Origin of the sequence: Shewanella sediminis HAW-EB3 (assembly GCF_000018025.1) — a bacterium.
Classification (GTDB): domain Bacteria; phylum Pseudomonadota; class Gammaproteobacteria; order Enterobacterales; family Shewanellaceae; genus Shewanella; species Shewanella sediminis.
Map to the genome: position 1 here is coordinate 1351149 of NC_009831.1, position 14534 is coordinate 1365682.

Consider the following 14534-nt stretch of genomic DNA (forward strand, 5'->3'; position numbering starts at 1 on the left):
TAGAAAATCCCCCTATGATTTCCACTAGTATTTGTGATCTTTGTCAAATGAGAGTGAGTTATATACATAAACAAGCTTAATTTACAAAATGTGAGCCATGTAGATGGCTAGATGAAGTGATTATTAGTTTTCTATCTACTTAGAGGTAAGTCAAAAACATATAAATTAGTCTTATTCAGTGAGCAGGGTTGTTATCGCCGAGCATTTTTCAGGTGACACTATCAACTAATATCGAAGGGGGTTAACCAAAAAAACGCGCGAGAATAGCCTGTGTAAACTGGGTTTTCAGATAGAACCCCCTTGGATTGGTCATAGTCGTAGAGCCATCCTTAGCAATACTTTGTGTGACGGAGCGACTGTTTGCTCCCTTAGGTCTAAGTTGAAGCACTTCTCCATGTCTTGCGGTCAGCTGTTGAACTTGCCCCAGCGAGATAAATTCCATTATCTCTTCCCAGTCCTGCTTTAAAAGTGCGATCTCATCTGAGTTCGGTGTCCAGAGTATCGGTGTTCCAATTTGCCTGTCAGCCACAGGTATCTGCCTTTCACCTTGTACCGGCACCCAAAGAACAGTTTGGAGTTTATGGCACACCACGCTGTTTTCCCAGGTTAAGCCTTGAATGTCGACTAAGGGAGCGACGGTCACGTAGGTCGTTTCCATTGGCTTTCCCTTACTATCGACAGGGATCGTTTTAAGCTCGATGCCCAGATGCAGGAAGTCCTGTTCAGGCCTTGAGCCGGCAATGGCGCCGAGTTCATGTTCGATGAGTTGGCCAACCCAACCTTTATCTCTTTTCAAATTGACTGGGGTAGATAAACCGTGTGAGTCGGCGAGTTGACCCAATGTCAGGCCTGCCATGTTATTGGCTCGCAGCATTAGCTCTTCGATACTATGGGGAGGTTTTGGTGTCGTTTTCATCAAACCAATTTTACCTGAGATTTTTGAGATATCAATTAGTGGTCAAAAAACACGCTCATTCTCCTTTGTTGATAATGGTCACGAAAAGCTTGGTTTAAGTTATTGATAAAAAACATAAACCGTAATTCAAGTTTCAATGTTTCAGCGATTTTTGTTCCTTGTATTTTTTTACCCCCTGCTTTTCCACTATAGTTATCCACAGATTTGTTGGATAACTTGCACTTATTCCCGTGCTAACTCGAAAATAATGAGATGTCAAACAGAGAATTACGCAATATATTTCTTGATTTACGTAAATTCAGACTTTGCCTGTGAATAACCTGCTGAAATAATTTTCTGAGTTATCCAAACAATACTTGCTGGTTAAAAAGTGTTCACGTGATTAGTGTTGTTTACCATAACAATTAAGTTGCGAAGTTAAGCTCTTGTTTTTTAGTGGGAACATTGGTTTTGGTTAGAAGGTATGACTCGATAAAAACTGCTGAATTAATATCATATCAACCACTATAAATAAGTTTCGAACAGAGATATCCACAGATTTTGTGGATATAATCGATTTTTGGTTTTTAGTTCTGTTGATAAAAGTTGATGTTTTAGTTTTTTATCCAAGGTTCTTGTGTTATTCGGCATTTGCCGCCGGGCGTGCTTTGTGAAACAATCGTTGGATTAAAATGGTTAATTGACGGAGTCCATGTGATTGATAGTGACGGCTTTCGCGCGAATGTGGGCATCATTATCTGTAATCGCTTTGGGCAGGTTATGTGGGCTAGAAGATTTGGTCAACATTCCTGGCAATTTCCTCAGGGTGGGGTCGATGAAGGCGAAACACCTGAAGAGGCGATGTTTAGAGAGTTGTATGAAGAGGTTGGATTAAGGCCTGAACATGTTCAGATATTAACTTCTACCCGCTCTTGGTTACGTTACAGATTACCCAAACGTTTAATAAGGCAAGATAGTAAGCCTGTGTGTATTGGGCAGAAGCAAAAATGGTTTTTGTTACAGCTTAAGAGTAATGAGAGTGCGATTGATTTGAATGCTTGTGGTCATCCTGAGTTTGATGACTGGCGTTGGGTGAGTTATTGGTATCCGGTGCGACAGGTTGTGTCATTTAAAAGAGATGTTTATAGAAAGGTGATGAAAGAGTTCGCTCCTACGGCACTCCCATTTCAAACTAGGGAACATCACCATAGCAGGAGAGGCAGACGACGTTAGTCATCGAATATGAAGTCATAGATCCGCGAAGTCTATAATGGGTATATATTAATAATATGGAGGTTTAAGTCGGTGCTTAAAACACTAAGAGATATTACTCAGGCCGTTGCGGCGGCTCAAGATCTCCATTCTTCGCTCGAGTTACTCGTTTCTCAAACTAAATCAGCGATGGCGACTCAATGCTGCTCTATCTACCTATTAGAGGGGCAGGAACTCATATTATCAGCAACTGATGGTTTAGATACTGATGCCGTTGGCCAGGTAAGAATGCCCCTTTCTGAAGGTTTGGTTGGTTTGGTGGCCGAACGCGAAGAACCTATCAATCTGGCGGACGCTAACCAACACCCTAGATTTAAAAAATTTGTTGAAGCCGAAGAGGAGAGCTTTAGAGCTTTTCTGGCTGTACCGATAATATATCAAAAAAATGTTCTGGGGGTTTTAGTCGTTCAGCAAGCCGATACTCGTCAATTTGATGAAGGTGAAGAGGCTTTTCTGATGACTTTAGCGGCGCAGCTCGCTATGGCGATAAGGCACCTGAAGATTAAAGCCGAAGTGAAGTGTTCTCCCGACCTTCTTCACTTTACCGGTACATCGGCTGCTAATGGTGTTGCCATCGCGCACGCATTGGTACTCGGTGGTCAGATTGCACTGGAGCAACCTCAAAATCGAACTTCTGATGTTGGCCATGAAGAGTCGAGGTTGAATTCGGCGATTGAAGCTTGTAAAGATACTCTGACTTCATTGTCACAACGTTTCGATCAGGAGCAAGATAACGAAGTCGTTTCCATATTTTCTGCACTGCAACAGCTACTCGATAATGCCAGTCTTGGTGGCGAATACATTAAAGAGGTTCGTGAAGGCTGGTGTGCCGTATCGGCGGTGAGTCGAGTCTCACTAAGATACATTGAACAGTTTACCCAGATGCAGGATCTTTATCTAAAGGAGCGTGCGGGCGATATTCGCGATCTGGGATTGCGGGTGCTGAGGCTGCTGATTGAGCCTCAGAGGATGGAGCTAGAGCCCGATGTGCCAGTTATTCTTGTTACCAAAGAAGCCGACGCTACGATGCTTGCCGAGTTTCCGAGGCACAAGTTAGTCGGTATTGTCACCGAGCTCGGTGGCGTCAACTCTCATGCCGCAATTCTGGCCAGGGCACTGGGTGTGCCGGCGATTATCGGCGTCGAAGGGGTGCTTTCTGCCGGTATAGATAAGAAGTTACTCATCATTAATGCCAATCGTGGACAACTGCTGGTTTCACCAACACCGCCACTGATTGCCGAATACCGAAACCTGATCTCGGCCGAAAAAGCCCTGCAGAACAAATATGCTCAAGAGTTAGATCTTCCGGCAGAAACTCTGGACGGTAAAAGAATTCACCTGTATCTCAATGCCGGTTTATTAAGTAGTTTGGCATCGGAAATCGCCAATGGCGCAGATGGCGTCGGTCTATATCGCACCGAAATTCCTTTCATGTTACATCAAAGGTTTCCCAGCGAGTCTGAGCAGGTAAAAGTTTATCAACAGGTGCTGGAAGCTGCGAATGACAGACCCGTTGTCATGCGCACCTTAGACGTTGGCGGTGACAAGCCCTTGTCATATTTTCCTATTAACGAGGAAAACCCTTTTCTGGGCTGGCGCGGCATAAGACTCTCCCTAGATCATCCGGAGCTGTTTCTTGTACAGCTCAGGGCGATGATACAGGCTGGAGATGAAAAAGAGCAGCTGCATATCTTGCTTCCTATGGTCAGCAACCTAGAGGAGATCGATCAGGCTATAGCCTATCTTGAGCAAGCTTATAATGAACTTAAAAGTGATGTTAATAAGAATATCGTAAGACCCAAACTTGGGATTATGCTGGAAGTACCCGCCCTCCTGTATCAACTTGCCGAGGTGGCAAGACGGGTTGATTTTGTTTCTGTAGGCTCTAATGACCTGACTCAATACCTGCTGGCGGTGGATAGAAATAACCCTCGAGTGAGCACCCTGTATGATTGCTACCATCCAGGAATATTAAGGGCGCTGAAACGCGCACGGTTTGATTGTTGGCAATATAATCTTCCCGTTAGTGTGTGTGGTGAGTTGGCTGGTGAGCCTATCGGTGTGATCTTACTCGTTGCTATGGGATACGATCAGCTGAGTATGAATCAGGGGAGTTTAGCCAGGATCAATTATTTGCTTAGAAGGGTGTCTCATTCCGATCTCAGTGAATTGCTTCAGATGGCCCTGACGCTAACTTCGGGGCAAGAGGTTAGGGAGTTGGTCAGGGAATATTTCGAATCTCGAGAGTTAGGAGCAATTCTTAACTAGAGCGATGCCTGTCAATTAAGCTATTAACTCGACGTTAACTTGGTCTTTTGTGGTTTAGTTTTTAGCTTGTCTTTATGTACACCAATGTAGGTTAAAAGGTCTATTCGTGGATAATTTAATTTGGTTTTTTATTAGCTGCCTGGGTTTAGGGGCGTTTGTAGGCTTTATGGCAGGTCTGTTAGGCATAGGTGGGGGGATTATCGCCGTGCCTGTACTTCTTTACCTGTTGCCGTCGGCTGGATTTGAACTGGGAGTTTTACCCCATGTGGCCATTGCTACATCTCTTTCCGCGATTATTTTAACCTCTTGTTCTTCGGCTTTTGCGCACCATCGACGTGGCAATATTCCATGGCCCCTGTTTAAACCTATGTTGCCCGGGTTGATTATAGGCGCTTCTTGCTCCGGGTTTATCTCACACGCGATTAGCGCCGATACCTTGCAACAGACTTTTGCCATATTCGTGATTTTAATGGCGGTTCAGATGGTGTTTCCGCTACGGGTCGCTGGCGAAGAAAAGCCGATGCCCGCCGCTTCAACACTGTTTATCGCCTCTGCTGCCATTGCTTCATTTGCCGCCTTGATGGGGATCGGTGGCGGTATACTCTTGGTTCCATTTTTAAGCTGGTGTGGCCTTCAGATGCGTAATGCTATCGGTTTTTCGGCCGCATCGGGTGTGTTTATCGCTCTGTTTGGTAGTGTTGGGTATGTGTTGGCTGGATGGAATGTGACAGATCTACCACCTGGGACATTAGGCTACGTCTATCTGCCGGCGCTTTTGGGGATCATCATCACCTCTGTCACTATGGCGCCAGTTGGTGTCAGAGCTGCGACTCATTGGCCTACGCCTATCTTGAAAAAGATATTTGCCGTACTGCTTATTTTCACGGGGATCAAGTTAGCCTTAGCTTGATTTCATCATGAGGATAGTTCATTTAAGGTGAGAGAATCACCATAGTGATTTCATAACCTGATCCAAGGGGATTAGGTCTTAGAAAGTGGTCGAGATTGAGTTAGAATTAGCGGGTTTGTGTCTTATATTTAGAAAAGCGCCGTCAGAGGGTAAGTTGTAATGAAACAGTATTTAGAACTATGTAACAGAATTATTGATGAAGGCACTTGGATTGAAAATGAGCGAACGGGTAAACGATGCCTGACAGTCATCAATGCTGACCTAACCTATAACGTCGGTAATAATGAATTTCCTCTGATCACAACCCGAAAAAGTTTTTGGAAGAGTGCGATCGCTGAGATGCTCGGCTATATTCGCGGTTATGATAATGCGGCCGATTTCCGTGCTCTGGGCGCTAAGACCTGGGATGCCAACGCTAATGAAAACCAGGTGTGGTTAAATAACCCACATCGTAAAGGCGTCGATGATATGGGGCGGGTTTATGGCGTGCAGGGTAGGGCGTGGAGTAAACCTGATGGCGGCACCGTCGATCAACTGAAGAAGATTGTCGATAATCTCAAAGCCGGTGTCGACGATCGCGGGGAGATCCTCAGCTTCTATAATCCGGGCGAGTTCCATATGGGATGCCTGCGTCCCTGTATGCATACCCATAACTTTTCGCTGCTTGGAGATACACTCTATCTCAATAGTTTTCAGCGCTCTTGTGATGTTCCGCTCGGATTGAATTTCAATCAGGTTCAGGTATACACCTTGCTTGCTCTGATTGCTCAAATTACCGGAAAGAAGCCCGGGATGGCATATCATAAAATCGTTAATGCTCATATTTATGAAGATCAATTAGCACTGATGCGCGATGTTCAGCTCAAGAGAGAGCCTTTCGAGCCCGCTTCCTTGTCGATCAACCCCGATATCAAATCGCTGGAAGATCTGGAGACCTGGGTAACGATGGACGACTTTGAAGTGTCGGGTTATCAGCATCATGAAGCGATAAAATATCCGTTTTCTGTTTAATAGGCGATAATGACTTTATCGTTTAATTAGCTGAAAAATCAGAGGTAACGAACATCAGATTGTTATAATAATCGATATTCGTTACCTGCTTTATATGAATAAAAAACTTTACCAATATTCCTACCGAATCTACACCCTCCTGTTTCTACTGCAAATTTAAAATTGTTCGCAAAATGAACATTGATATCTATTCATTCACTGGTTACACTTAATACCTCGGGAATACCGATGTTTTAAGCTGTTGCAATCGAATATTCACGTTTATCGTATTACGATACACTCGGATCATTAAGATTTATTGGAGCAAGTTATGGAAAGGGCTATTAAGAATTTTTTAAGCCAGGAATCGGCGGGTGGCATTCTGCTTATGATTGCAGTTGCACTCGCAATGATTATGGCCAATTCGCCACTATCAGGAATGTATCAAGGCTTCCTGGATACGGAAATGCAGGTACGCGTCGGTAGCTTAGACATCGACAAGACTCTGATACATTGGATCAACGATGGCCTGATGGCTCTGTTCTTCATGCTTATTGGCTTAGAGGTTAAGCGTGAGTTACTTGAGGGGGCACTATCGAGTGCGGCTCAAGCATCTTTACCGACTTTTGCAGCGGTTGGAGGCATGGTATTCCCGGCGGGCATCTATCTGTTATTCAACTATGGTGATCCGGTGACTCAAGCTGGCTGGGCTATTCCTGCTGCAACAGATATCGCGTTCGCTTTAGGTGTCATGGCCCTCTTGGGGAGCCGCGTACCTGTATCACTTAAGGTCTTCTTGTTAGCCTTGGCAATTATTGATGATTTAGGTGTTGTGGTGATCATCGCCATGTTCTACAGCACAGATCTTTCTATGTTGAGTCTGATAGTGGCTGGTATTGCTATTTTAGGGCTGGTCGGACTTAACCGGAAAGGAGTGACGGCCTTAGGCCCCTACGGCGTAGTAGGTCTTATCCTCTGGATAGCGGTATTGAAATCGGGTGTTCACGCTACCTTAGCGGGTGTGATTATTGCCTTCTGTATTCCATTGAGGGCAAAAGATGGCAGCTCTCCCTCTGAGAGTCTGGAGCATAGCTTGCACCCGTGGAGTACCTTCATCATCTTGCCGATATTTGCGTTTGCCAATGCCGGGGTCGATTTGAGCCCGATGAGTTTCGGCGACCTGCTATCACCTGTACCTGTCGGTATCGCCTTAGGCCTGCTGTTGGGTAAGCCATTAGGCGTGCTTGTATTCAGCTATATTGGTGTCAAGCTAAAAATGGCTGTATTACCTGAGGGGATGGGGTGGAAACATATTGCACCGGTTGCCCTGATGTGTGGTATCGGTTTCACCATGTCGATGTTTATCTCTTCGCTGGCATTTGTTGGTGATGCAGAAGCATACGGTGATTTTGCAAGATTGGGTATTTTAGTGGGGTCGTTCGCATCGGCGATTATTGGTTACTTCTGGTTGGCTAAGGTATTGCCCGAAGTCGATGTCGCTAAAGAAAGCAAGAAAGGAGAGATAGCATGAGATTAATACTATTAACACTTACCCTGTGTTTAGGTTTTATTTCCACAGCCCAAGCTGAGCAGTTGAATGCCTGCAATACAGATATTAAGAGTGATACCTGTCAGCACTATCTCGAAGGTGTAGTCGATGGCGCACTGATGTATAAGCCCAATGCGACAGGGGCACGTATCGAGACCGATAGCTATGAGTCCAGAGCCCTTAAATATCGAAGTGGTAAGCGTTTCCAGGAAGCTAACCGAACTTACTGCGAAGGCAGGATCCCCGACAGAAATGTCTTAGTCACCGGGCTTGCAGAGGCGTTCACAGCGGGCAGTATACAGAATGTTGAGATGCTCAATAATGCGATGTATAGCCTGATGGACTGTCAGAGGCTTAAGTAGCTTAGTGGCATAAATAGAGTACTTGTATGTCTCATCTTAACTATAACCATCTATATTACTTTTGGATGGTTCATAAAAAGGGCTCGGTGGCGAAAGCTGCCGAGGCTTTATGCTTAGCACCGCAAACCGTGACCGGACAGATTAGGGTGTTAGAAACTCGTCTGAAGGGAAGCTTATTTAAGCGTGTAGGCCGAACATTGGAACCGACGGAGCTTGGCGAGCTGGTATTTCGCTATACCGATAAGATGTTTAGCCTAAGCTATGAGATGCTGGATATTCTCAACTATCAAAAAGATGAGAATATTCTTTTTGAAGTCGGTATTGCCGATGCGTTATCGAAAGCCCTGGCGAGTCGGGTGTTACTCTCGGTGGTACCCAGTGACGGCTCTATGCATCTTGCCTGCTTCGAGGCAACCCATGAAAGTTTGATGGAGAGGTTGCGCGCGCATAAGTTGGATATGATCTTATCTGACTGTGCCGGTGAGTCGTTGAAATACCCGGAGATACTGTCAAAAAAGTTAGGCGAGTGCGGTATCGCTTTCTTTTCCGCCGAACAGTACAGCAAGCCATTTCCGGAATGTCTGGAGGAGGGGAAGTTACTTATTCCGGGTAAACGCACCTCCCTGGGGCAACAACTACATCACTGGTTCGATGAAAACGGTCTCAACGTTAATATATTAGGTGAGTTCGATGATGCCGCCATGATGAAAGCCTTCGGCTATTTCAAGCAAGGTATATTCGTTGCGCCTTCCATATATAAGCAAGACATTCTCTCCCATGATATGCACTTGTTAGGTGAAACAAGTGATATCAAGGAGGTTTATCATGTGATGTTTGCTGAGCGGATGATCCAGCATCCTGCGGTTAAACGCTTGTTAGAAACCGATTTTACCGACCTTTTTGAGGGGAGAGATCCAAAAGTTAAATTACTGTAACATCGACTCTGTGACTTACAAGCGGTACACTAGCCGAAAAAAATAGGGAGCATTTGCGTGTCTGAACCGATGAAGATTGCCAGAGTAAGATGGGCGTGCCGTAGAGGTATGCTTGAACTTGATGTCCTGTTTCAACCTTTTGTTGAATCCCAATATGAGCAGTTATCCACCAAGGATAAAAATATCTTTGTTCGTTTATTAGAGGGTGAAGACCCGGAGTTATTCGCCTGGTTTATGGGTCACGAGCAGTGCCCCGACCCCGAGCTTGCCGAAATGGTAATTCGTGTCCGTGGCAGAGCGGCTCCATAGTTTCAGCTTAAAGGCTTCATTCGATCAGCGATTATCGCTGGTCGTCTTCTGCAGCGTGTGTCTGAGCTCTTTTCTTGCCTGGCCCGATATCGATAATTTTTATTACTCTTTCGCTAAATACCTTCTCTTTACGTTAATACTTCTGTTCTTTTCTTATCAGTTTTGGTCGCTAAACCATTGGCGTTGCCGGTTTTCACTCAATGTAAAAGGTGAGGGGAGCTTGGATGAGATGATTAGGGGTGAAAGAAAAACCTTCGAGCTTTCAGGTAGGAGGATTGTTACCCCATTTGTCTCTCTGTTTTATATCCGGACCGTTAGTGAGAAGCGGTTAATCATTGTCTGGTCAGATATGCTCGACGACACAAGTTACCGACACCTGTGTCGCCTGCTTCTGACTAAAAAGCACGGATAAAAATACTAATAAAACAGCCTGTACAGGCTTTAGATTATAACGCTTCGGGAAGTGGGTTAATCCGGCTGTAGAATTGTCGGTGTCGGGTTTTCAACTTGCTGAGGGTGGTCGATGTTGTAATGCAAGCCACGACTCTCTTTTCTCTCCATCGCACAGCGAATGATCAGCTCCGCGACCTGAACTAAGTTTCTTAGCTCCAACAGGTTATTGCTGACGCAGAAGTTACTGTAATATTCCTGGATCTCTTGTTGCAGCATGATGCAACGTCTCAAGGCACGTTCGAGACGTTTGTCTGAACGTACAATTCCGACGTAATCCCACATAAACAGGCGTAGCTCGTGCCAGTTATGGGCGATGACGACCTCTTCATCTGAGTTCGATACCTGACTTTCATCCCAGGCGGGTAAACTGCCTGGCATGGGAATTTTATGGAGCTGACTTTCAATATCTTCACCGGCAGCCCTGGCAAATACTAAACATTCCAATAGCGAGTTACTTGCCAGGCGGTTTGCGCCATGTAAGCCGGTATAAGCCACCTCACCAATGGCATAGAGTCCATTGAGATCGGTTTGACCATGAAGGTCTGTCATGATCCCGCCACAAGTATAGTGGGCGGCCGGTACGACAGGAATGGGGTCAGTGGTGATATCGATACCGAACTCGAGGCAACGTTTATGGATCGTGGGGAAGTGCTTGATAACAAAGTCAGCAGGCTTATGGCTGATGTCCAGATAAACACAATCAGAACCCAGACGTTTCATCTCATAATCTATCGCGCGGGCGACAATATCTCTCGGTGCCAATTCGGCTCGCTCATCGAAGTCCGGCATAAAGCGGCTGCCATCCGGGCGGCGCAGGTAGGCGCCTTCGCCCCTAAGTGCTTCGGTAAGAAGAAAGTTTCTGGCATCGGCGTGATAAAGGCAGGTAGGGTGGAATTGATTGAATTCCATGTTTGCCACACGGCAACCCGAACGCCAGGCCATTGCAATACCATCACCCGATGCGATATCCGGGTTCGATGTATATTGATAAACCTTCGAGCTGCCACCGGTGGCGAGGGCAACAAAACGTGCCTTAACGGTTTCGACCTGCTCGGCATCCCGGTTCCAGATATAAGCCCCAAGTACACGGTTTCCCGGTCTGTTTAGCTTGCGTGAAGTGATAAGGTCGATGGCATTATAGCGTTCGAGCACCTGGATGTTAGGATGTGCTCTGGCTCTATCTTGTAGTGTGACCTGAACTTCCTTACCGGTTGCATCGGCAGCATGAAGAATTCGTCTGTGACTATGACCCCCCTCGCGGGTAAGATGATAGGGCGCATTCGTCGAGTCCCCGTCGAGGGTTTCCTCTTTATCGAACGCCACACCACACTGTATGAGCCACTCCATAGAACGTTTGGCATTCTCTGCGGTGAAGGTAACCACCGACTCATCACAAAGTCCGGCTCCGGCAACCAAGGTGTCGGCAACATGGGACTCTACGGTATCGTCTTCATCGAAGACTGAGGCTATACCGCCCTGGGCATAATAAGTTGAACCTTCACTTAGAGGGCCCTTGGAAAGTAATGTAACTTGTGATTTTTCAGCAAGATGCAAGGCTAAAGTGAGTCCTGCAGCACCGCTGCCGATAACCAAAACGTCAGATTGGTGTTCAACTACTTGTTTCATCAGGTATCATAGTCTGTTCAGTGAGTGTTAACTATGGTAAACCAAGATAAGAATTTTGGATAGATTACCGGTTAATAGAAATTAAATTCATCTCTATGCAATTTTTTTAGAACTTTTCGGAAGTAAGCTAGTCTACATATGTGAATATGATTCGAGCGACTGAGAAATCAGCATTTTAGATTTAGGAGTAGTCGGCTCGGATGAGTGGACAAATAAGTGATCAACAATTAGTTGAACGTGTACAGCAGGGAGATAAAAACGCTTTTAACCTTTTGGTGCAGAAGTATCAAAACAAGGTCATGAGTTTGATTGCACGTTACGTGCGTAATCAGGCCGACGTTGCTGATGTCGCTCAGGAAGCCTTTATAAAAGCTTACCGAGCCTTGCCCAATTTTCGTGGTGAAAGTGCTTTTTATACCTGGTTATACCGAATTGCGGTTAACACAGCGAAGAATCATTTGGTTGCACAGGGGCGACGCGCACCTGCAAATGATATCGATGCAGAGGAAGCCGAATATTATGATGGCAGCGACGCCTTAAAGGAGTTTGCATCTCCGGAGCGTTTGATGCTGTCGGATGAGATCCAGAAGGTTGTCTTTGACACCTTGGACACATTGCCAGAAGAATTAAAGATGGCTATTTCGTTGCGAGAGCTCGATGGTATGAGTTACGAAGAGATAGCAAACGTCATGGATTGCCCCGTCGGTACTGTAAGATCTCGGATCTTCAGGGCTCGAGAGGCGATTGATAAAAAGCTTCAGCCTTTGCTGGAGCAGTAGCATCCTTTAAATGAATACAGGTGAAAAATGGATAAATTAGGTCAGGAATGGGTATCCGCTGCCGTCGATGGTGAAATCGATGAGCAGATGTTAGCTGAACTTGCAGCTGATAAGGATTCACATGAGCAGTGGCGTGATTATCATATGATAGGCGACGCGATGCGTGGAGAGTTACCTAAGACTATACACTTAGACCTTTCTGCTAACATTGCTGCGGCAATCGAAAATGAACCCACAATCATTGCACCCGTTAAGCGTGAAACGCCTAATGAGGTAAAAGTTAAAACGACGGGACTGAGTAATGTCATCCCTATGTTTAAACAATTTGGTCAGTATGCTATCGCTGCAAGCGTGGCTTTAGTGGCGGTTGTCGGTGTTCAAAATTACAGCCAACAAGAGAATGCAATCGATGCATCCCCTCTACCAGTGCTTAACACTCGTCCACTCGTTGGCAGTGTTACACCAGTGAGCCTGCAAACTGGCCCGGTTCAGCAGAATCAAAGTTTCACCAACGATCAGGTTATGGAGCAGCGTCAGCGCATTAATGCTTATATTCAGGATCACATGCTGCAACAAAGATTGAATAATGGGGTGCAAATAGACGACAATAGCCATAGTGAATTAGATTCAATACCTGTGAATCATTAATACTATATTTTTACTCGTAAGGAGTTAGCTTGCGTCTTATCCTATTGGGTTTGTTGTTTCTGAATTTCCCTGTGATGGCACAGGAAGTGATATCGGCTAAGGCTTGGCTGGAAAATATGAGTCAAGCCTTGCGTGAGCAAGAGTTTAAGATCTCCCTGATACAGCTTCAAGCTGATCATATAAGGCCATTAGTTTATATTCACGGTAAAATTGAAAACCAAGAAGTGGCTTTTCTCGAGCACCTCAATGGCCCGCCAAAAAATGCAGTCAGAGTTGGCCAGACTGTTACCTTTATTGAACATGACCAACCCGCATACAGTGTCGCTGCAAAACGCATACAAGGGCTCTTTCCGCCAGCATTTGCCGGTGACTTTTCCGCGTTAGAGCCGGGTTATCAGTTCGTTCTTGGTGGACGAACTCGCTTAGCCGGTCGTCCCAGTCAGTTAGTGCGCATTATTCCCAATGACGACTATCGTTACGGGTACCAAGTATGGTTGGATATGGAAACATCACTTCCACTGCGATATGACATGCTGACTCAAGACAAGCAACTGCTCGAACAGATACTTGTGGTCGAGCTATTAGTGCTCGATGACGTTCCAGCTATTCTCCATGAAGCCTATAAACAGGAGTGGCCGGCCGTTGTCTCTCAATCTGAACGCGATGCAGGCGATAACTGGCAGTTTAAATGGTTACCCACTGGTTTTGAGGTGTTGGTTAAAGATAGCCACAGGCTCATGGGCAGTCATGAAGCTGTGGAATATATTGCTTTAAGCGATGGGATTGCCAATATTTCGGTGTATGTTGCAAGGGCCGGTGACGCTCAGATGCCCGAGGAGTTAGTGACACGAAATGGATTGTCATTAGCGACAGAGAGAGTGGGTAATGCTGAAGTTGTTGCTGTGGGTAAGGTTCCTACAGAGACCTTGGTTCGCGTAGCTAAAAGCATAACGATTGAGTAACGGTGTCTTCGGGAGTTTAATCCTATGATGGAAGAGATGGCCAAGGTGATCCGATGTGATAATCAGGGCTGGGTGACGGTTGAAGTCCAGGTCAAGAATGCCTGTAACCACTGTGATAATTCTGAGTCATGTGGCACCTCCGCCGTTTCAAAGGCGTTTTCACCTAAGGTACAAGAGTTTTCAATTCCATCCGATACTCATTATGAGCCTGGAGAGATACTCAGGCTTGGCTTGCCCGAGAGTGTTATTTTGAAAGCGGCTGCGCTGGTTTACCTGATGCCTCTGCTTGGTCTCTTTATTGGTGCAATGCTTGCTTCGCTGATATCCCATCAAATGGGGGTAATTAGCAGTGATCTCTTTGTGATCCCATTTGCGTTAGTTGGTGCTTTTCTTTTCTGGCGATTAGCGAAAACGAAAGCCCGTCAGATGGAGACCTTAAGTCAACCGATCATTCTCTCTCACTTAGGTCACTCCATTTAATTTCTGTAAAGCCACTTTTTAGCCTTAAAAATGAGCTTTATCCGGGTATTCGATTGGTATTAGTCCGCCGATCGGGTACAATTCGGCACTTTTGAA

The 14534-nt window shown here is 45.6% G+C and carries 15 protein-coding genes; 13 read left to right on the top strand and 2 right to left on the bottom strand.

From position 1 onward, the window contains the following. Positions 1–241 precede the first annotated feature (241 nt). Positions 242–916: a DNA mismatch repair endonuclease MutH gene (gene mutH / locus SSED_RS05810; RefSeq protein WP_012141478.1), complete on the bottom strand. Its 675-nt coding sequence runs from the start codon at positions 914–916 to the stop codon at positions 242–244. Positions 917–1609: 693 nt separating this feature from the next. Here mutH and rppH point away from each other — a divergent pair. From rppH to SSED_RS24940, 9 genes are all read left to right on the top strand, one after another. Beyond that, positions 1610–2128: an RNA pyrophosphohydrolase gene (rppH, locus tag SSED_RS05815; protein WP_012141479.1), complete on the top strand. Its 519-nt coding sequence runs from the start codon at positions 1610–1612 to the stop codon at positions 2126–2128. A gap of 72 nt (positions 2129–2200) precedes the next feature. After that, positions 2201–4435 carry a phosphoenolpyruvate--protein phosphotransferase gene (ptsP, locus tag SSED_RS05820; protein ID WP_012141480.1) on the top strand — a complete coding sequence of 745 codons (2235 nt, stop codon included), beginning with the start codon at positions 2201–2203 and terminating at the stop codon, positions 4433–4435. A gap of 166 nt (positions 4436–4601) precedes the next feature. Beyond that, complete coding sequence (locus tag SSED_RS05825; RefSeq protein ID WP_398355941.1) at positions 4602–5345, top strand: sulfite exporter TauE/SafE family protein; 744 nt, start codon at positions 4602–4604, stop codon at positions 5343–5345. Between the two features lie 159 nt (positions 5346–5504). Continuing rightward, the gene (locus SSED_RS05830) at positions 5505–6356 is read left to right on the top strand and encodes a thymidylate synthase (protein WP_012141482.1); all 852 of its coding nucleotides are present in this window, start codon (positions 5505–5507) and stop codon (positions 6354–6356) included. A 310-nt stretch (positions 6357–6666) separates the two neighbouring features. Next, entirely contained in the window at positions 6667–7866 is a 1200-nt protein-coding gene (gene nhaA / locus SSED_RS05835; protein WP_012141483.1) for a Na+/H+ antiporter NhaA, read from the top strand. Next, positions 7863–8246 (top strand): hypothetical protein, encoded by a 384-nt coding sequence (locus tag SSED_RS05840; protein ID WP_012141484.1) that lies wholly within the window; start codon positions 7863–7865, stop codon positions 8244–8246. Before nhaA ends, SSED_RS05840 begins: the two co-directional genes overlap by 4 nt. Positions 8247–8272: 26 nt before the next feature. Then, entirely contained in the window at positions 8273–9181 is a 909-nt protein-coding gene (nhaR, locus tag SSED_RS05845; RefSeq protein WP_012141485.1) for a transcriptional activator NhaR, read from the top strand. Positions 9182–9250: 69 nt separating this feature from the next. Then, positions 9251–9490: an FAD assembly factor SdhE gene (locus SSED_RS05850; protein ID WP_041421999.1), complete on the top strand. Its 240-nt coding sequence runs from the start codon at positions 9251–9253 to the stop codon at positions 9488–9490. Continuing rightward, entirely contained in the window at positions 9471–9902 is a 432-nt protein-coding gene (locus SSED_RS24940) for a protein YgfX (protein WP_012141487.1), read from the top strand. The genes SSED_RS05850 and SSED_RS24940 overlap by 20 nt, the downstream gene beginning before the upstream one ends. A 56-nt stretch (positions 9903–9958) precedes the next feature. On the opposite strand, the gene nadB is transcribed toward SSED_RS24940, so the two are convergent. After that, positions 9959–11569 (bottom strand): L-aspartate oxidase, encoded by a 1611-nt coding sequence (gene nadB / locus SSED_RS05855; protein WP_012141488.1) that lies wholly within the window; start codon positions 11567–11569, stop codon positions 9959–9961. 200 nt (positions 11570–11769) lie between these two features. Here nadB and rpoE point away from each other — a divergent pair, with 200 nt between their 5' ends. The 4 genes from rpoE to SSED_RS05875 are packed head-to-tail and all read left to right on the top strand — an operon-like array spanning position 11770 to position 14438. After that, positions 11770–12348 carry an RNA polymerase sigma factor RpoE gene (gene rpoE / locus SSED_RS05860; protein ID WP_012141489.1) on the top strand — a complete coding sequence of 193 codons (579 nt, stop codon included), beginning with the start codon at positions 11770–11772 and terminating at the stop codon, positions 12346–12348. Between the two features lie 27 nt (positions 12349–12375). Beyond that, complete coding sequence (locus SSED_RS05865; protein ID WP_012141490.1) at positions 12376–12996, top strand: sigma-E factor negative regulatory protein; 621 nt, start codon at positions 12376–12378, stop codon at positions 12994–12996. 29 nt (positions 12997–13025) lie between these two features. Next, positions 13026–13958, top strand: a complete 933-nt coding sequence (locus SSED_RS05870; protein ID WP_012141491.1) for a MucB/RseB C-terminal domain-containing protein — start codon at positions 13026–13028, stop codon at positions 13956–13958. Between the two features lie 24 nt (positions 13959–13982). Next, on the top strand, positions 13983–14438 hold the full coding sequence (locus SSED_RS05875) for a SoxR reducing system RseC family protein (RefSeq protein ID WP_012141492.1): 456 nt from the start codon (positions 13983–13985) through the stop codon (positions 14436–14438). Positions 14439–14534 lie beyond the last annotated feature (96 nt).

What these genes read in the sequence shown, in the direction of transcription:
- mutH (WP_012141478.1), bottom strand. Translation starts at nt 916, where the DNA reads ATGAAAACGACACCAAAACCTCCCCATAGTATCGAAGAGCTAATGCTG.
- SSED_RS05825 (WP_398355941.1), top strand. Translation starts at nt 4,602, where the DNA reads ATGGCAGGTCTGTTAGGCATAGGTGGGGGGATTATCGCCGTGCCTGTA.
- SSED_RS05830 (WP_012141482.1), top strand. Translation starts at nt 5,505, where the DNA reads ATGAAACAGTATTTAGAACTATGTAACAGAATTATTGATGAAGGCACT.
- nhaA (WP_012141483.1), top strand. Translation starts at nt 6,667, where the DNA reads ATGGAAAGGGCTATTAAGAATTTTTTAAGCCAGGAATCGGCGGGTGGC.
- SSED_RS05840 (WP_012141484.1), top strand. Translation starts at nt 7,863, where the DNA reads ATGAGATTAATACTATTAACACTTACCCTGTGTTTAGGTTTTATTTCC.
- nhaR (WP_012141485.1), top strand. Translation starts at nt 8,273, where the DNA reads ATGTCTCATCTTAACTATAACCATCTATATTACTTTTGGATGGTTCAT.
- SSED_RS05850 (WP_041421999.1), top strand. Translation starts at nt 9,251, where the DNA reads ATGAAGATTGCCAGAGTAAGATGGGCGTGCCGTAGAGGTATGCTTGAA.
- nadB (WP_012141488.1), bottom strand. Translation starts at nt 11,569, where the DNA reads ATGAAACAAGTAGTTGAACACCAATCTGACGTTTTGGTTATCGGCAGC.
- rpoE (WP_012141489.1), top strand. Translation starts at nt 11,770, where the DNA reads ATGAGTGGACAAATAAGTGATCAACAATTAGTTGAACGTGTACAGCAG.
- SSED_RS05865 (WP_012141490.1), top strand. Translation starts at nt 12,376, where the DNA reads ATGGATAAATTAGGTCAGGAATGGGTATCCGCTGCCGTCGATGGTGAA.
- SSED_RS05875 (WP_012141492.1), top strand. Translation starts at nt 13,983, where the DNA reads ATGATGGAAGAGATGGCCAAGGTGATCCGATGTGATAATCAGGGCTGG.